Source organism: Parasutterella sp. (assembly GCF_057870745.1).
This window is the reverse complement of record NZ_DBMALT010000052.1, coordinates 1-16088: the sequence shown is the minus strand read 5'-3', so window position 1 is coordinate 16088 and position 16088 is coordinate 1. Positions and strand designations below refer to the sequence as shown.

Below are 16088 nucleotides of genomic sequence, written 5' to 3'. Positions count from 1 at the left end.
AGCAATGCGGGAAGCAAGTAGGCGACCCGCATAGGTTAATTGGAACCGCTGGGTGCGAGACCCGCATGCCCAGTGGTGTGAGAGGGGTAGGTGAAAGCTTCTCCTACTCGATTCGCCTATCCATCTAGAATCTCGGAAAACAGAGGAATTGTCATGGCAGAAATGAATCAGACCCCCAAAGGTATGCGTGTCCACATCGGTATTTTCGGCAGAAGAAATGCCGGTAAGTCGAGTGTGATCAACGCGCTGACCAAACAAAACATTGCGCTTGTCAGCGACGTTGCCGGCACGACCACGGACCCGGTGTTTAAAGCGATGGAAATTTTGCCACTGGGGCCGGTGATGACCATTGATACCGCCGGCATCGACGATATAGGAGATTTGGGCAAACTTAGGATCGGCAAAACTAAAGAAGTCATGACTAAGACCGATGTCGCAGTCATCGTGATTGATGCGGCCAATGACGTCTCTGACTTTGAACGGTCTCTAATTTCTGAGTTTAAAAAACTGGGAACAAGCTACATCCTCGCTGCCAATAAGATTGAAACTGTTGCCAACACCGCCGACCGCATCGATGCATTGGAAAAATCCTTCGGAGAAAAAGTGGTTCCGATCAGTGCGCTGGAGAAGAAAGGCATTGATGAGCTGCGTTCGCTTATCGTCAAAACTGCACCGGGAGCCTTCGAAGACGGGCCTATGCTTCGGGATCTTGTCAAAGAAGGGGATACCGTCGTACTTTGCGTTCCCATCGATACAGCTGCTCCTAAGGGCCGAATCATTCTTCCTCAGGTCCACGCCATCCGAGATATTTTGGATGCTAATGCCAAGGCCGTTGTCGTCAAGGAAAATCAGCTGGCAGAGCAGCTTGCTAATCTTAAAGAACCGCCGGCATTGGTGGTTACAGACAGTCAGGTCTTTGCCAAGGCAGACCGAGCTGTGCCGAAAGACATTCCGCTGACGTCTTTTTCTATTCTCATGGCGCGTCAAAAGGGCAACCTAAGCGGATTAGCCGCAGGTGCTAAAGCGGTAGAAAATTTAAAGCCGGGCGATAAAGTTTTGATTGCGGAAGCCTGTACTCATGTCTGTCAGGCAGAAGATATCGGCAGAGTCAAGATACCGGCTTGGCTGAATAAGAAAGTCGGCGGTGAACTGGACTATGAATGGTATACGGGAGACTCCTTCCCTGAAGACGTTTCCGCCTACAAGCTCGTTATCCACTGCGGCGCCTGCATGATTAATCGCCGCGCCATGCTAAGCCGCCAAAGAAAATGCGCCGAGGCCGGAGTACCGATTGTTAATTACGGCGTCCTGATTTCTTATCTACACGGAATCATGGATCGAGCGATGTTGCCAATGAAAGAAAACTAAAAAGAAAGAGCCCGGACTTCCGGGCTCTGGTCTTTTAGATGTCGAGATCGACGTCAGTGTGTTTCAGCTTTTGACCGTGCTCACGTGTCACGTGGAAAGCGACCTGAGGCCAATGTTTCTGCGTCGTCTGCAGGTTGTAGATGCTCGTGGCAAGATAAACGGTATTGCCGTCGGCGTCTTTAGCTAAACGCATTCCCTGTTCTTTCTCGAAATCCTTACGGGTCTGCTCGTCAGGATAGGTGACCCAGCGGGCTGTAGAAACAGGCGTGTTTTCGTAGATGGCGTCGACGTTATATTCCGTTGCTAAGCGCTGAGCCACAATTTCGAACTGCAGCTGCCCCACAGCACCGAGATAAAGATTGCCGAGTTCATCTTCAAAGACCTGAATCGCACCTTCCTCACCGAGTTCCTTCAAGCCCTTGTGAAGCTGCTTGGCTTTGAAAGGATCTTTCGGACGAGCGCTGCGGAAAAGTTCCGGAGCGAAGTATGGGATGCCGGTAAAGCCGAGCACTTCGCCTTGTGTGAGTGTGTCGCCGATGTGGAGCTGGCCGTGGTTGTAGATACCGATGATGTCGCCGGCAACGGCGTCTGTCATCAGCACGCGGTCGTTAGCCATGAAGGTAAGGGCGTTCGGGATCTTCATTTCTTTGCCTTCACGGACATGGAACACCTTCATGCCCGGCTGGTATTCACCGGAGCAGACGCGGAAGAAGGCAATACGGTCGCGGTGCTTCGGATCCATGTTGGCCTGAATCTTGAACACAAAGCCTGAGAACTTGGCCTCGTCGGGCTCGACCATACGTTTTCCGGCATCGCGGGGCTGAGGTGTCGGGGCCCAATTCACCAGCGCATTTAACACATCCTCAACACCGAAATTGTTGACACCGGAGCCGAAGAACACCGGTGTTTGAGAACCTTCCAAGAAGCGTTCAAGAGAGAACGGTTCACTGGCACCTTGAATGAGTTCGATGCTTTCGCGAACATAATCCATTTCCAGCGGGAAGAGCTCATCGAGACGAGGATTGTCCAGACCTTCGATCACTTCAACGTCGTCGGAGAGCTTTTCTCCGCCCGGTGTAAAGCGCTTCATGCGGTTATCGAGCAGAGAGAAGACGCCGCGGAATGTTTTGCCCATGCCGACAGGCCAGGTGATCGGAGCACAGTCGATCTTCAGAACATTTTCAATCTCGCCGAGCAAATCAATCGGATCCTGAACTTCGCGGTCGAGTTTGTTGATGAACGTAATGATCGGAGTCTTGCGCATTCGGCAGACTTCGAGCAGTTTGATGGTCTGTGCTTCCACGCCCTTGGCGGCATCGATGACCATGACGGCGCAGTCTACCGCTGTCAGAACACGGTAAGTGTCTTCCGAGAAGTCTTCGTGTCCCGGGGTATCAAGCAAGTTGATGACATGGTCGTTATATTCGAACTGCATCACAGAGCTGGTGACGGAAATACCGCGCTGCTTTTCAACTTCCATCCAGTCACTGGTTGCGTGACGGCCGGCCTTTCTGCCTTTCACGGCTCCGGCCATCTGAATCGCTCCGCCGAAAAGCAGAAGCTTTTCCGTCAATGTCGTTTTACCCGCGTCAGGGTGAGAGATGATAGCGAAGGTTCTTCGCCTCTTTACTTGTTTCTGTGCCTGCGGACTTAACAAAGCCATTTTGTTCAGAATCCTATACTTATCTGTAGCCGAGAATTGTAGATCAAAGGATAGAGATTCAAATGTCAATGAATGAAAAACTGAGGGTTTGTGAACGAAATTTAACTAATTGAGCTACTAAAATTACTAGGATTAATTCCTAGAGACAATCCCAATGACACAAAACTACTTTCCTCGTTGGAAAGTCAAGACGGAAGGCACAATTGCGCCTGACGAGACACTCCCTCTTGGCCAAACCCTGGCAATGGGTATCCAACACGTCGTCATCATGTTCGGTTCCACGGTGCTTGCACCGCTGATTATGGGTTTGGATCCCAATGTCGCAATCTTCATGAGCGGCATCGGAACGCTTTTATTCTTCTTAATTGTCGGCGGCCGAGTTCCGAGCTACTTGGGCTCCAGCTTCGCTTTTATCGGCGTGGTCATTGCGGCGACAGGTTATGCCGGCACGGGACCTAATCCCAACATTCCGATAGCCATGGGCGGCGTGATTGCCTGCGGCGTGGTATACGCGATTGTGGGCCTCATTGTGATGTGGACCGGTGTGGGCTGGATTGAACGGCTAATGCCTCCGGTTGTGACCGGCGCCATTGTGATGACGATCGGTCTGAACCTCGCTCCGGTTGCCGTTAAAGGCATGGGCGTCACCAACTTTGAACAGTGGTACGCGGCCGCAGCGGTTCTGATTATGGGTTTTGTCGCTGTTTATCTCCGAGGGTTTTTGCAGAAGCTGCTGATTCTCGTGGGCATTGTGATTGCCTATATTCTTTACTGGCTCCTCACCAATGTGATGGCCTTGGGCAAGCCGATTGATTTCCAGCCGCTGATTAACGCCAGCTGGCTCGGCGTCCCCAATTTTTCCGCTCCGGTTTTCCAACCCGAAGCGATAATTCTGATTGTGCCCGTGGTTGTGATCCTGATCGCTGAAAACCTTGGTCACATCAAAGCCGTCAACGTGATGACGCGCCGCAACCTGGACCCGTATATCGGCCGAAGCTTCTTCGGCGACGGTTTGGCAACGATTCTTGCGGGCTTTGTCGGCGGTCCCGGTGTGACTACGTACGGTGAAAATATAGGCGTGATGGCGGCGACCCGTGTGTACTCCACCCTCATCTTCCCGGTTGCAGGCTGCTTTGCTATTTTGCTCAGCTTCTCGCCGAAGTTCGGTGCCTTGATTCAAACGATTCCCGGACCGTTGCTCGGCGCTGTTTCTGTAATTGTTTTCGGTTTCATTGCCGCTGCCGGCGTGCGTATCATGATTGAAAACCAGATTGATCTGGCCTCCAGCAAAAATCTGATCGTGACGGCTGTTACGCTGATCATCGGTGCCGGCGACTTCTCGCTGAAAATCGGCGGATTCGGCCTCGGCGGTATCGGAACGGCAACTGTTGCAGCTATTCTTCTGAACCTGATTATGGAAGATAGGAAACTCAAAAAAGAGCAGTGATTTTTTGAGAGAATTCGAAGACGGTTTTTCGGCATTGAGCGTTTTGCTCGATGCTGTGAAAACCGTTTTTTGTTGTAGATTGCAGTCGTCATTGAATTGTGAATGCGACCGAACGCATTGCTTTGAGGAAGTTGAATGGACAGCAGTTTTGCCGAGAGATTAGTTGCCTGGCAGAAAAAATACGGTAGAAACAATCTTCCGTGGCAGAAAAGCCATGATCCTTATGTCCGCTGGCTTGCGGAAATCATGCTTCAGCAAACGCAGGTAAAGACCGTTATTCCTTATTTCGATCGCTTTATAGAACGGTTTCCGACGGTTCAGGATCTTGCCGAAGCTCCGGAGGAAGAGGTCATGAAGCTCTGGGCGGGACTTGGCTATTACAGCCGCGCCAGAAATCTGCACAAGTGTGCAAAAGAGGTTCAGTGTCGTTTCAACGGCAGCTTCCCCATTGAACTTTCGGATCTGGAGTCGCTGCCCGGTATCGGCGTTTCAACTGCGGCCGCGATTCGAAGCGCCGCAACAGACGAGCCCTGTGCCATTCTTGATGGAAATGTGAAGCGGGTACTGGCACGCCACGGCATGATCGGCAAAGGTCTGACACCACGCGAGACTGAAAATCTTCTGTGGGCAGATGCGCGTTCCAAGACGCCTCTAAAGGAAGGCCGCACCTATGCTCAAGCCGTGATGGATCTCGGAGCGACGGTTTGCACCAGGACAAAACCTCTGTGCGCCTTGTGTCCTGTCAATCAAGACTGCAAAGCTTTTCAGACGGACAGTCAGTTGGAATTTCCTGTAAAGAAGGTCAGGGCCCCGGTGCCGGAAGAGATATTGAATCTCGCTGTTTACACCGACGGAAACGAAGTTTATTTGCTCAGGAAGTCAGAACGCTACTGGAAGGGACTGTGGACCCTTCCTCAGCTTCGGGACGAAGAGGCAGAGCAATCCGAAGAAGTCCTCCCGGTCATTGAGCATCGGCTGACACACCTGCTGCTTAGGATTTATCCCGTCCGGCTGTCGATCCCCTCAAAAATTCCCGCTGCGTGGAAAGCTTTTACGAAGGAACAAATAAAGACAGAGGCGCTCCCTACCCCTATTCGAAAACTGCTGCTGGAAGTACTTTAGTCCTTGGAGGCGACGGCGTCCAAAGTACGATGGCGAACGAGGACACCTTCGTATGACTTGGAAAAGTGTCGGGCCAATGTTTCCGCGATATAGACGGAGCGGTGCTGACCGCCGGTGCAGCCGATCGAGACCGTAAGATAGTGTCGGTTCTGAGCTTCGTAAGACGGAAGCCATTTCTCCACGAAGTTCTGAATATCGGAAATCATTTCCTGAACTTCGGGTTTTGAACGCAGGTAATCAATCACCGGCTGGTCCTTGCCGGTGTACTTTCGAAGATCTTCTTCCCAGTAAGGGTTGGGCAGACAGCGGACGTCAAAAACGAGGTCGCTCGCCATCGGAAGACCGCGCTTAAATCCAAAGGACTCAAACGTCAGGAGGATACGGCCCTTCTTTGCTCTGACGAAATTACGGATCCAGTGGTTCAGCGTATTAGGCAGCATGCCGGTCGTGTCAATGATGTGAGAAAAGCCGACAAAAGGCTCCAGCATTTTCCTTTCTTTTTCAATGGCCTCGACCAAAGTTTCCGGGCCTGAGGATGAGCGCTGCGATAAAGGGTGCTGACGACGAGTTTCGGAATATCTTTGGACGAGCGCATCGGTAGAAGCCGTCAAGCAGAGAACTCGGATATCGACGTTATGCTCTTTCAGTGTTTTGAAGCTTTTCGAAATCTCCGGAATGGAAGCGTCGCTGCGGGAATCCAAGGAAACCGCCAGTAGGTCTCGGCCGACAGAATGGAGATGCTCTGCGACCGGAACCAAATAGTTACCGGGCAGATTGTCGATGCAGTAATAGCCGAGGTCTTCGAGCTGTCTTAATGCAATGGATTTTCCGCTGCCGGAAAGGCCCGTGACGACAATAAGCTGCATATCCGTTTAACGGTTAAAAACCGTCCTCCTGCTCCATGAGTTTACGTTGGCGATCAAAAAATTCCTGAATGGTATTGATGCCTCTGAGCTGAAGAATAGCACTGCGCACGGCTGCTTCAACGAGGACGGCCAAGTTTCTGCCGCCGCCCACAGGGATAATCATTTTGCGGATGGGCTGACCGAGAACTTCTGTAAAGAGTTCTGTTTCCGGGAGACGCTCCATCAGCTCGCCTTGATCGAACTGTTTCAGTTCGGCGACGAGGTTAAGACGCATTTTTCTGCGTACCGAAGTCTCTCCGAAAATCGTTTTGATATCCAGCAGTCCGATACCGCGAACTTCGAGGAGGTTTGCCAAAAGGGCAGGAGCAGAGCCTTCCACCCAGTCGGGCGCTCTTTGAATGAAATCCACCACGTCGTCAGCTACAAGGCCGTGGCCGCGGGTGACGAGTTCAAGACCGAGTTCACTTTTACCGATGCCGCTCTGGCCGGAGAGCAGTATGCCCATGCCGAATACGTCCATGAAGACGCCGTGCATAGAGCAGCTCGGCGCGAGAAGCTTAACGATGTTGTGGCGGACAAAAGTCAAGACTTTTTCAGGCGGCTCTGAGGTTCCGAAGACGGGCAGATTGGTATCGATCAGCGGCTGGATCATATCGTCCGGAAGAGCTAAATCCAGGCACACTACCAGACCCAAGGATTTGTTTTCGATAAGTTTCTGCAGAAAGCCGACTCGGGCGTCATGCGAAATTTGATTAAAAAATTCTATTTCTGCCGGTCCGATAATGTGGAGGCGGTCAGGATGAATAATGTTCAGGAAGCCGACGCAGAGGGTTGGGTACTGTTTTGCCTTTTCCGTCAGGAAAAGCTTTTCGTTGGCATGTGACTGACCGTACAGCCAACTGATATTGAACTTCTTTTTGCAAAGGTTGAAAAGCTGTTGGTAGGTTGCCATAAATGTCGGCTCTGAAAACTAGACTTTATCGGAGGGTTGGACACTGCACCAGCTTCTTAGTGCGCCGCAGAAGGTATCCGCTGAAGAAGCGGTTAAAAGTTTTTCACGCAATGCATCATCAGAAAAAACTTCGGCCGCGGAAGCCAAAAGGGCTAAGTGTTCGCTGGCAGCATCTTCCGGGGCAATGAGGAAGAAGAACGCGCTGACCGACGGTTCGCCCGGACGGTCGCTCTCAAGTTCACCGTGCAGCTTAACAAAGAGGCAGCAGGGCTCCTTAATGTTTGGGAGACGGCAGTGGGGAAGCGCAATCCCGTGGTCGAGGTAGGTTGACCCCAATCTTTCACGGGCAAACAAGCCGTCGAAAATCTCTTTTTTGTCGAGACCGTAGAGCAGGCTCAGTGTTTGGGAAGCCTGTTCAAAGATTCGTTTTTTACTGCTGGGAGAGATTCCGAGCAACACATTGTCTGGTTTTAACAGACTGCACAAACCGTTCATAAGATTGACATAGCTTTTGACAGCCTTCCATTCTAAAGCACATCGGCATTAGTCGAGATTTTTTCGTTCGGAGGCGGGGGCAATCCCGAGGGCTTCACGATATTTGGCTACTGTTCGGCGTGCCACGCTAAAACCCTGCTGTTCAAGAGCAGACGCAATTTTTGCATCGGAAAGTGGTTTGGCCTTTGACTCTTGGTCGACAAGGCGTTTCAGCGCGGCCTTAACAGCGGCAGCAGAGGCTGCCTCGCCGCTGTCCGAAGGTCCTACGGAAGAGCTGAAGAAATATTTCAGTTCAAACACCCCGAGCGGACAGATAAGGTACTTGCCGCTGCATGCACGAGACACCGTAGATTCGTGCAGTTCGGTTTCATCGGCAATTTGGCGGAGCACCAAAGGACGCAGGGCTGAAGGGCCTTTATCAAAAAAAGCCTCCTGATGCGCCAGAATCGCCCGAGCCACTTTCAGCAGTGTCTTCTCCCGTTGCTCGATACTGTGCAGAAGCTCGCGGGCCTCTGTCAGCCGTCCTTTCCAAAGCTGCATCGTCTCTTTGTCTTTGCTTTGGACAACGGCTTGGGCGTAGCTATCATTCAGGCGAATTTTTGATCCTGAGCGGCTGATCAGCCGTACGGTCCAGCGTCCCTGAATCTTCGTGACAGCAACTTCAGGAATGACGAAGTTTATTTTGTCGGCAGAAAACTCTGCAGCAGGCCTGGGTGTTAGCCGACCGATCACTTCAAGGACAGATTTGATTTCTTCAGAGGAGCAGCCGAGTTTATTCTTTAACTCGTCATAGCGATGCTTTGCGACAAGCGTTAAATGATTCCGAAGCGTTTCTTCAGTCAGCTTTGCAAGCTCGGGGGCAAGTAGTTTGCGATTGAGCAAATGCTTCAGCTGCAGCAGTAAAGAATCGCTGACATCTTTTGCCCCGATGCCGGGAGGATCGAAGCTTTGCAGGAGGGAGAGGGCAATGCGCCAATCCTCGGGGTCTGCTTCTTCTTGGAAAGGTGCGCTTTGAGCGATTTCCTCTAAGCTTTCGGGAAGGAATCCGTCATTGTCGAGGCAGCCGATGAGCCAGCGTAAAAGTCCGGAATCTTTTTCAGAGAGCGGCAAGCAGCCGGCCTGTTCAAGGAGGTGGCTGGAAAGTGTTTTTTCTGCCGGAGTTTCCCATTCTTCCGGGTCATCTCCTTCGGCATTCCAATAAAGTTCCTGGTCGCCTTCAGAGGCGTTGTTTTCAAAAGTTTCCTCGGAGGATTCGCTAATTTCGAGAAGAGGATTGTCCTCAAGGGCATCGCAGATCTTCTGTGACAGTTCCAAGGTGGAGAGCTGGAGCACCTGGAGCGTTTGCCGCATCTGCGGTGTAAGCGTGAGGTGCTGGCTCGGGACCAGATTTAGCGATGCCGCCATCGCAGCTCCTACATTGTGAAGTTATCGCCTAAATAAGCGTTGCGGACCTGAGGATTTTCAACGATGGCTTCCGGCTTGCCCTGGGCAAGGACGCTGCCGTTGCTGATGATATAAGCGTGGTCGCAAATACCCAAGGTTTCGCGAACATTATGGTCGGTGATCAAAACACCGATGCCTCTTTCCTTCAGGAAATGCACGATGCGCTGAATTTCAATCACAGCAATCGGGTCGACACCGGCAAACGGTTCGTCGAGCAAAATAAAACGAGGACGGGCGGCCAGGGCACGAGCGATTTCAGTACGACGGCGTTCCCCGCCGGAAACCGTCGGCGCCAGGTTCTTGCGAATACCGGTGATTTGAAGCTCGTTCAATAGCTTTTCAAGTTCTTCCTTGATCTGCTTCTTGGTGAACGGACTGCCGTCTTCATTGGTCTGCAGCTCAAGAATGGCTTGGATGTTTTCTTCCACAGTCAGCGTTCTGAAAACACTGTTTTCCTGAGGAAGGTAGGTAATACCGATGCGGGCGCGTTTGTAGATGGGAAGGTGCTGAATCGACTCGCCGTTGAGGAGAATCTGACCTCCGTTTGCCGCCACGAGTCCCACGATCATATAGAACGTTGTGGTTTTCCCTGCGCCGTTCGGGCCTAAAAGACCGACGACTTCACCGCTTTTGATGGACAAAGAGACATCTTTGACCACGGTTCTCGGGCCGTAAATTTTCTTGAGGTTTTTGACCTCAAGCACATTGGTTTGGTGTTTCTGCAGGTTTACTCCGTCTGTCATGGAGAGACTCTCCTGCTTCCCTGAAGTTCAAGCGGCTTGCCGGCGTCCATGTTGGAATCGCGAGGTGCAATGACGGTAGAAACGCGGCCGGAAGGGCCTTTTGCTTTGTTGCCGTCAATAATTGCCGTTGAATTCGTCAGGTTATAAGTAATTTTGTCGCCTTTGCTTTCGTCTTTGAGCACACCGTTTTCGCTGCGTGCAACTTCGGCACGATGCGTCAAAATCAGAACGTTGCGTTTTTCGTCGTAAGTGAGTTCGTCACCTTTGCCGTGCATCCACTCCTCGACGCCGGGTGTTTTTTGATCACGACGCTGTTTGAAGGTGACTAGTTTTCCTTTCAGAGGCGTCATCACTGCATGTCGATAACCTTGCGGATCAACTGTGAGTACAAGCTTGTTGCCGCGGATTTCTAATGTTCCTTGGTGAACTGCCACATCCCCGGTATAAATTGCGACTTGCTTGACATCGTCGCCGTCAAATTTATCGGAAAAGATTTGAATTGGCTGTTCGGAGTCGGCTGTTTCAGCGTGTACCGCACCGACGGAAAGCAACCCGAGTGCGCAAAAGAACCAGATCGGCAGAAGCTTCATTTTTGTGTAATCAATGACGAAAGGTTAAGCAGTTAGGACATTCTATCTTACTCGGGAGGTCTAGCGAAAGCCGAGAGTAAAACAGCCGCGAAACGAGATTTCAGAAACTCAAAAACCGGCCCGAAGGAGGGCTCGAGCATAGATCCAGTGTTACTTACGCTCGACTTCTTTTACGGTTTTGGGCTGGATGACGGTCTGAACCCTGGAGCGCAGCTTGAAAGTGCGGTCGACATTGTCGTAATCCATTCCGACGCCGAGGGAAGTATCTTCTCCGCGGGTCAGTGCGACAGGTTTGTCGGACTTATAAGTGTCCGTGTCAGGATAGGCATCGAGCTGCGAAGTCAGAAGGCGGCTTGCGGGAGCCTCTTTAGAGGCGGCCTGACGAATGTCCACGTTGTCGTAAAAATGAATCACGGCACCTCCGTCCATCATTGTGGCGCGATCGGATTTTGCGGTGATCTGAGGCTCATTCGGATTTAAGGAGGCGTATTCGGGGAACTTTGCGTTGGCGTGGCCATCTGAATAGTGCTCGACTTCCTTGGCAAAGACCTTTGCTTTTGCTATTCCGTCATCGTCAAACTGAGTGATCGTGATGTCCCTGGCAATAAAATCGGGCGAGTTCAGATCGGAAAGATGCGTTACGTTTTCCAGCTCCGCCTTGACTGAATACCAGTAACTCATGGCGCAGAGCGTCACCAAAAGGGCGATAGCGATCAGGGAGGTCAGTCGGTCGCGCATAGCTTACAGCTCAGTGTTAAAACGTTTCATAACGGCTTGCTCAAAGAGTCCCTGAGACTTCAGAATGAATTCTGCAAGCTCTCTTACCGCACCGTGTCCGCCGGGGAAACGCGAGACCCAGCGGGCCTTCTTTAAAGTCAGCACAGAAGCATCCGAAGGCGCGCAAGGCAGTGCTACCAGAGGAAAGAGACATAAGTCAGGGATATCGTCGCCCATGTAAGCGGTTTCCTCCGGCGAAACGCCTGCCTGTCGGCAGATCTCAGCCAGCCCCTCACGTTTGTCCTTCTGCCCCTGCATTAAAAGCGTGATGCCGAGTTCCTTTGCGCGCTCGATGACGATGTCGGACTGTCGGCCGGTGCAGATAGCAACCTGAATTCCGCAGTCCTGCAGGAACTTAATTCCGAGACCGTCTCTGACGTAGAACTGCTTAAAGAGCTCGCCTTGTCCGGAAATGATGATGGAGCCGTCCGTCAGTACTCCGTCAACATCCAGACAAACAAGCTTAATTTTTTTTGCAATTGCTTCTGCTTTCATCAGATTACCTTTGCGGTCATAAGGTCATGGATGTGGAGCGCACCGATCAGTCGATCATTGTCGTCTACAACCAACAGCTGGTTTCTTAACGTGCTGTTGAGGATTTTAGCGGCTTCGGCAGCCAACGCCTGCGGCTGAATCGTTGTCGGATTCGGAGTCATCACATCGCGAATCTTCAGCGGACGAATGTCGCCGACGCGTTCGATCAGGCGTCTTAAATCGCCTTCGGTGAAGATACCCTTGACTTTATCGGTTTCATCAACGATGGCAGTCATACCGATTTTCTTCTTGGTGATTTCTTTCACGGCGTCCAGCACCGTGGCATCGATTCGGACAACCGGCGTAGCTTCTCCGCTGCGCATAACGTCTCTGACATGAGTAAGGAGGCGCCGTCCGAGCGCGCCTCCCGGATGAGAACGTGCGAAATCTTCCGGTCCGAATCCCTTCGCATCTAAACAGGCAACGGCAAGTGCGTCCCCCATGGCAAGGGTTGCAGTTGTGGAGGAGGTGGGTGCTAAGTTCAGAGGACAGGCTTCGCGGGAAACATGCACGTTGAGATTGACGGTTGCTTCTTTTGCAAGCGTGTTGTCATCGGAACCCGTGATGGAAATAACAGGGGCACCCTCACGAATGACAGTCGGGATGATAGTCAGCAGCTCGGATGTGGTGCCGGAGTAAGAAATCGCAATGACGACATCGTCTTTGGTGATCATGCCCAGATCGCCGTGAGCTGCTTCTGCCGCATGAACGAAGAATGCCGGAGATCCGGTGGAAGCGAGCGTTGCTGCGATCTTGCGTGCAATGTGCCCGCTCTTGCCGACGCCGCTGACGACAACGCGTCCCTTGCAGTTGAGAATCAAGGTGACGGCTTTGACAAAATTTTCATCAAGCCTTCCCGCGATAGTCTCGAGTTCCTTTGCTTCTTCAAGAAGGACGTGACGTCCTAAGTTTAAAATTCCTTTTTCAGAAATCTCAGGTTTCATTCCTCTCTCCGAAGAGAAAGCGTTTCGCTTCCTCTTTCAATCGTTAATCGTGGTCGCGCAGGGCGGTAAATTGGGTTGTTTTTGAGATACAAGAAGCCTGCGGTTTTCGTGCAAAACATTATAGAGACAGGAGTTTGAATCTGCCTGTCGTCTTACGCTCGGCAACAAAAAGAAGAAGGTTAGTGCTGCAGAATTTTTGCGAGGAAGCGCTGAGCTCTTTCACTGCGCGGCGTAGAGAAAAACTCTTCCTTCGGAGCTTCTTCCACGATCTCTCCGGCGTCCATAAACACGACGCGGTCGGCCACCTTTCGGGCAAAGCCCATTTCATGAGTGACGACCATCATGGTCATGCCGTCCTTGGCCAGATTAATCATGACATCGAGCACTTCGTTGATCATTTCCGGGTCAAGCGCGGAAGTCGGTTCGTCAAAGAGCATGCATATCGGGTCCATCGCAAGGGCGCGGGCGATGGCTACACGCTGCTGCTGTCCGCCCGAAAGCTGAGGCGGAAACTTATCGGCTTGTTTAATCAAACCCACGCGGTCTAAGAGCTCCATGCCTCTTTTGTTTGCTTGATCGCGAGAACGCTTGAGGACCTTCATTTGGGCAAGCGTCAAATTGTCGCGGATGGTGAGGTGAGGAAAGAGCTCAAAGTGCTGAAAAACCATCCCCACGTGTGCTCTCAGCTTCGGAAGGTTCGTGTGGGGGTCTCCGATATTGATGTTGTTTACGTAGATAGTGCCTTCCTGATAGTCCTCTAAACCGTTGACGGTTTTGATGAGCGTGGACTTACCTGAGCCCGAGGGTCCGCAGATGACGACTACCTCGCCTTTTTTGACGGAGGTGGAGCAGTTTTTAAGAACCTGGAAATCTCCGTACCATTTACTGACGTTCTCGATCCTGATCATCTACTAAAAGTCCTTTGCGGCTAACGCCCTCGATTAAACAAAGGCGCAGGAAACACTGCATTTACAAATTAAATCTGAATTTCATTTTAGCGAAATGCGCATAAAAGCTCGGTTTTTACCTTAAAAGTTGATTACTCGCTTTCGAAAAACATTGTTCTGCCCGTCCCTAATTATATGAATTCATTGATTTTTAAAAGAAAAGAGGCTAATTGTTTGGCCTCTCGCTACGACGGATTAAAGTTAATTAGAGTTTGGAAACTTGTATTCCGCAAAGTCTGCCGAAAGTAAAGATGTCGCAGATAGCGTTTCCGCCAAGACGATTGGTCCCGTGGATCCCGCCGGTAACTTCGCCGACTGCATACAGTCCGTCGATCGGTTTGCCGTTTCTGTCGATAACCTGATTCTTAGGATTGATAATAACGCCGCCCATGGTATGGTGGACGCTCATTCCCGAGTAACCGGCCCAGAAGGGGGGCTTTTTCAATCTTGGTCAGATTACGCGGAGCTTTGCCCAATTTATCGTGCTTGGCATCAACACCTGCATTGAATTCGTCGATGGTCGCTTTCAGTGCTTTCGGATCAAGTCCCATCTTTTCTGCAAGCTCTTCGATAGTGTTTGCGGTCCATGCATCTCCGGTTTCTAAGCCCTTTCTAGCCATTTCTTGGTGACCGGGATTGAGATCGGCAAAACCTTTGGAATCGACAATGGCATAAGCAGTCTGTTTTGGAAGGCTAAGGACAGCATCACGGATATTGTCGCGTCTTTCATCTTCACGAATAAATCTCTTAGCGTCCGGACCGACCATGATGAAGTTCTTTGCGTAGAGATGAAGAATGATTCTCTGCTTTCTTCCCGGAGGGCATCCCGGGTTGCATTGAATAAAGTCCATTCCAACCAAGTCTGCACCGATGTCTTCCATAAGCGGAATTAAGTCGCCTGTGGAACAAGGAAGGTTTGTTGTCGTTAAGTTCAGCATTCGCGGATCATACTTCGCACGCATCTGAGGATTGGCGCCGAAACCGCCTGTAGTGACTACCACTGCCTTGTTGGCTTTAACGGTCTTGTGATTTCCGTCCTTATCAACATATTCCGCGCCGAGCACTTTTCCGGAAAGCTGATTTTCTCTGAATAAGCGAACCACCCTGGAGTTAGTGAAGATCTGAACGCCTTCTTTATCACACTGAGGTTTGAGAACTTTAATGTAGTCACTGCCTAAAGATCCGAAGGGAGCGTGGCAGCGAGGATAAAGTCCGCCGTAAATTTGATAAACGTCATCTTTGAACTTCATCCCCATGCCTTCCAGCCACTGGATGGCATCGTAGGAGTTGTAAGTCATGGTTTTGACAAGCTCAGGATAAGCTCGGAAGTCGCCGCCTGCCAGAGTTTGCTCTGCATGAAGCTCCGGACTGTCTTTAATCTTTTGGCGGCCTTGTCTGACCGGATGGACAGAGTTGAAACCACCGCCGGAAATAGAGGTGTTGCCGCCCACAAACGGCATCTTTTCCAAAATAATAATGTTCTTGACACCGTGCTGAGCTGCTGAAACGGCAGTAGCTAATCCGGCACCTCCAGCGCCTATGACCAAAAGATCTGCTGTTTGATCCCCTTTCTGTGGAGTTTCATCGGACGCATGAGCGGCAGAAGGCAAGGCGACAGAGGTAAGGAAGCCGGCTGCGCTTGTGGCGGCTCCGCCTAAAAAGCTTCTGCGGGATAATTTGGACATTTGTCTTCTCCTTGTTTAAGTGAACAAAAAAATCCTAAAGAAATTAATTTTTCTCGTTAATAACCTTTAGGGTATTGATTTAGAAATTCTTTTGTGTTAAGGGATAAAAAGCATAAATTACCCCGATGGGCAATACAGTGTAGATATCGCACTTATTGATTCCGTTTTTTATGAATTATCTGAGTAAGCTTCGCCTGCTCGAGTTCAGAAATAACTCCGCCGACATTGCCTGAGTACTGTAGTTACAAGCTGATTTGAATTATGAAGCCGGCAGTGATCACCGGACGTATCTCAATTTCTAAGAAAGTCTCGGTACTGTAATTGAAAAGTAAATTTTATGAATGAAAGGAGCTTCTTTAGCCGCAGCAGTTCGGTCTCAGCTAAAAATCCTCCGAACAAAAGAATTAAAATTTGACCTGAACTGATTTTGGTTGACTCTGTTTTTGCTTAAAACTAATCGTAAGTTGACTCTTTGTTCTTAGAACTAAATGCAGTTGACCTTTAAGATTTTA

16 protein-coding genes are annotated in these 16088 nt (G+C 50.7%); 3 read left to right on the top strand and 13 right to left on the bottom strand.

The window, feature by feature from the left end:
* Nucleotides 1-153: 153 nt before the first annotated feature.
* Nucleotides 154-1368, top strand: coding sequence for a [FeFe] hydrogenase H-cluster maturation GTPase HydF (gene hydF / locus ACZND6_RS11435; RefSeq protein WP_293737099.1), 1215 nt, complete (start codon nt 154-156; stop codon nt 1366-1368).
* Between the two features lie 34 nt (nt 1369-1402).
* On the opposite strand, the gene ACZND6_RS11430 is transcribed toward hydF, so the two are convergent.
* Nucleotides 1403-3031 carry a peptide chain release factor 3 gene (locus tag ACZND6_RS11430; RefSeq protein WP_293737098.1) on the bottom strand — a complete coding sequence of 543 codons (1629 nt, stop codon included), beginning with the start codon at nt 3029-3031 and terminating at the stop codon, nt 1403-1405.
* 154 nt (nt 3032-3185) lie between these two features.
* Between ACZND6_RS11430 and ACZND6_RS11425 the strand changes: the two genes are divergently transcribed.
* Nucleotides 3186-4478, top strand: a complete 1293-nt coding sequence (locus tag ACZND6_RS11425; RefSeq protein ID WP_489524700.1) for a solute carrier family 23 protein — start codon at nt 3186-3188, stop codon at nt 4476-4478.
* Nucleotides 4479-4613: 135 nt separating this feature from the next.
* On the top strand, nt 4614-5600 hold the full coding sequence (gene mutY / locus ACZND6_RS11420; protein ID WP_293737096.1) for an A/G-specific adenine glycosylase: 987 nt from the start codon (nt 4614-4616) through the stop codon (nt 5598-5600).
* Here the strand turns inward: mutY and rapZ are convergent.
* From rapZ to ACZND6_RS11360, 12 genes are all read right to left on the bottom strand, one after another.
* Nucleotides 5597-6466, bottom strand: coding sequence for an RNase adapter RapZ (gene rapZ, locus ACZND6_RS11415; protein ID WP_489524699.1), 870 nt, complete (start codon nt 6464-6466; stop codon nt 5597-5599). The two genes, mutY and rapZ, sit on opposite strands and share 4 nt — an antisense overlap.
* Nucleotides 6467-6479: 13 nt before the next feature.
* Entirely contained in the window at nt 6480-7418 is a 939-nt protein-coding gene (gene hprK, locus ACZND6_RS11410) for an HPr(Ser) kinase/phosphatase (RefSeq protein ID WP_370748196.1), read from the bottom strand.
* Between the two features lie 18 nt (nt 7419-7436).
* Nucleotides 7437-7913, bottom strand: a complete 477-nt coding sequence (locus tag ACZND6_RS11405) for a PTS sugar transporter subunit IIA (RefSeq protein ID WP_293737094.1) — start codon at nt 7911-7913, stop codon at nt 7437-7439.
* Nucleotides 7914-7961: 48 nt separating this feature from the next.
* Nucleotides 7962-9317: an RNA polymerase factor sigma-54 gene (rpoN, locus tag ACZND6_RS11400; RefSeq protein ID WP_300874214.1), complete on the bottom strand. Its 1356-nt coding sequence runs from the start codon at nt 9315-9317 to the stop codon at nt 7962-7964.
* 8 nt (nt 9318-9325) lie between these two features.
* On the bottom strand, nt 9326-10099 hold the full coding sequence (gene lptB, locus ACZND6_RS11395; RefSeq protein ID WP_008810220.1) for an LPS export ABC transporter ATP-binding protein: 774 nt from the start codon (nt 10097-10099) through the stop codon (nt 9326-9328).
* A complete protein-coding gene (lptA, locus tag ACZND6_RS11390; protein WP_293737092.1) occupies nt 10096-10689 on the bottom strand; it encodes a lipopolysaccharide transport periplasmic protein LptA in 594 nt (197 codons plus the stop codon). Before lptA ends, lptB begins: the two co-directional genes overlap by 4 nt.
* A 150-nt stretch (nt 10690-10839) precedes the next feature.
* A complete protein-coding gene (gene lptC, locus ACZND6_RS11385) occupies nt 10840-11427 on the bottom strand; it encodes an LPS export ABC transporter periplasmic protein LptC (protein ID WP_293737091.1) in 588 nt (195 codons plus the stop codon).
* A gap of 3 nt (nt 11428-11430) precedes the next feature.
* Nucleotides 11431-11961, bottom strand: a complete 531-nt coding sequence (locus ACZND6_RS11380; RefSeq protein ID WP_489524698.1) for a KdsC family phosphatase — start codon at nt 11959-11961, stop codon at nt 11431-11433.
* Nucleotides 11961-12944 (bottom strand): KpsF/GutQ family sugar-phosphate isomerase, encoded by a 984-nt coding sequence (locus ACZND6_RS11375; protein WP_293737089.1) that lies wholly within the window; start codon nt 12942-12944, stop codon nt 11961-11963. Before ACZND6_RS11375 ends, ACZND6_RS11380 begins: the two co-directional genes overlap by 1 nt.
* 179 nt (nt 12945-13123) lie before the next feature.
* Nucleotides 13124-13852, bottom strand: coding sequence for an amino acid ABC transporter ATP-binding protein (locus ACZND6_RS11370; RefSeq protein WP_008810215.1), 729 nt, complete (start codon nt 13850-13852; stop codon nt 13124-13126).
* Nucleotides 13853-14096: 244 nt separating this feature from the next.
* The gene (locus tag ACZND6_RS11365) at nt 14097-14282 is read right to left on the bottom strand and encodes an FAD-binding protein (protein ID WP_300842577.1); all 186 of its coding nucleotides are present in this window, start codon (nt 14280-14282) and stop codon (nt 14097-14099) included.
* Nucleotides 14257-15576, bottom strand: a complete 1320-nt coding sequence (locus tag ACZND6_RS11360; protein WP_293737087.1) for an FAD-dependent oxidoreductase — start codon at nt 15574-15576, stop codon at nt 14257-14259. Before ACZND6_RS11360 ends, ACZND6_RS11365 begins: the two co-directional genes overlap by 26 nt.
* Nucleotides 15577-16088 lie beyond the last annotated feature (512 nt).

Bases quoted from the DNA above. Each gene is read 5' to 3' on its own strand.
- hydF (WP_293737099.1), top strand. From the start codon at position 154: ATGGCAGAAATGAATCAGACCCCCAAAGGTATGCGTGTCCACATCGGT.
- ACZND6_RS11430 (WP_293737098.1), bottom strand. From the start codon at position 3,031: ATGGCTTTGTTAAGTCCGCAGGCACAGAAACAAGTAAAGAGGCGAAGA.
- ACZND6_RS11425 (WP_489524700.1), top strand. From the start codon at position 3,186: ATGACACAAAACTACTTTCCTCGTTGGAAAGTCAAGACGGAAGGCACA.
- mutY (WP_293737096.1), top strand. From the start codon at position 4,614: ATGGACAGCAGTTTTGCCGAGAGATTAGTTGCCTGGCAGAAAAAATAC.
- rapZ (WP_489524699.1), bottom strand. From the start codon at position 6,466: ATGCAGCTTATTGTCGTCACGGGCCTTTCCGGCAGCGGAAAATCCATT.
- hprK (WP_370748196.1), bottom strand. From the start codon at position 7,418: ATGGCAACCTACCAACAGCTTTTCAACCTTTGCAAAAAGAAGTTCAAT.
- ACZND6_RS11405 (WP_293737094.1), bottom strand. From the start codon at position 7,913: ATGAACGGTTTGTGCAGTCTGTTAAAACCAGACAATGTGTTGCTCGGA.
- rpoN (WP_300874214.1), bottom strand. From the start codon at position 9,317: ATGGCGGCATCGCTAAATCTGGTCCCGAGCCAGCACCTCACGCTTACA.
- lptB (WP_008810220.1), bottom strand. From the start codon at position 10,099: ATGACAGACGGAGTAAACCTGCAGAAACACCAAACCAATGTGCTTGAG.
- lptA (WP_293737092.1), bottom strand. From the start codon at position 10,689: ATGAAGCTTCTGCCGATCTGGTTCTTTTGCGCACTCGGGTTGCTTTCC.
- lptC (WP_293737091.1), bottom strand. From the start codon at position 11,427: ATGCGCGACCGACTGACCTCCCTGATCGCTATCGCCCTTTTGGTGACG.
- ACZND6_RS11380 (WP_489524698.1), bottom strand. From the start codon at position 11,961: ATGAAAGCAGAAGCAATTGCAAAAAAAATTAAGCTTGTTTGTCTGGAT.
- ACZND6_RS11375 (WP_293737089.1), bottom strand. From the start codon at position 12,944: ATGAAACCTGAGATTTCTGAAAAAGGAATTTTAAACTTAGGACGTCAC.
- ACZND6_RS11370 (WP_008810215.1), bottom strand. From the start codon at position 13,852: ATGATCAGGATCGAGAACGTCAGTAAATGGTACGGAGATTTCCAGGTT.
- ACZND6_RS11365 (WP_300842577.1), bottom strand. From the start codon at position 14,282: ATGGGCGGCGTTATTATCAATCCTAAGAATCAGGTTATCGACAGAAAC.
- ACZND6_RS11360 (WP_293737087.1), bottom strand. From the start codon at position 15,576: ATGTCCAAATTATCCCGCAGAAGCTTTTTAGGCGGAGCCGCCACAAGC.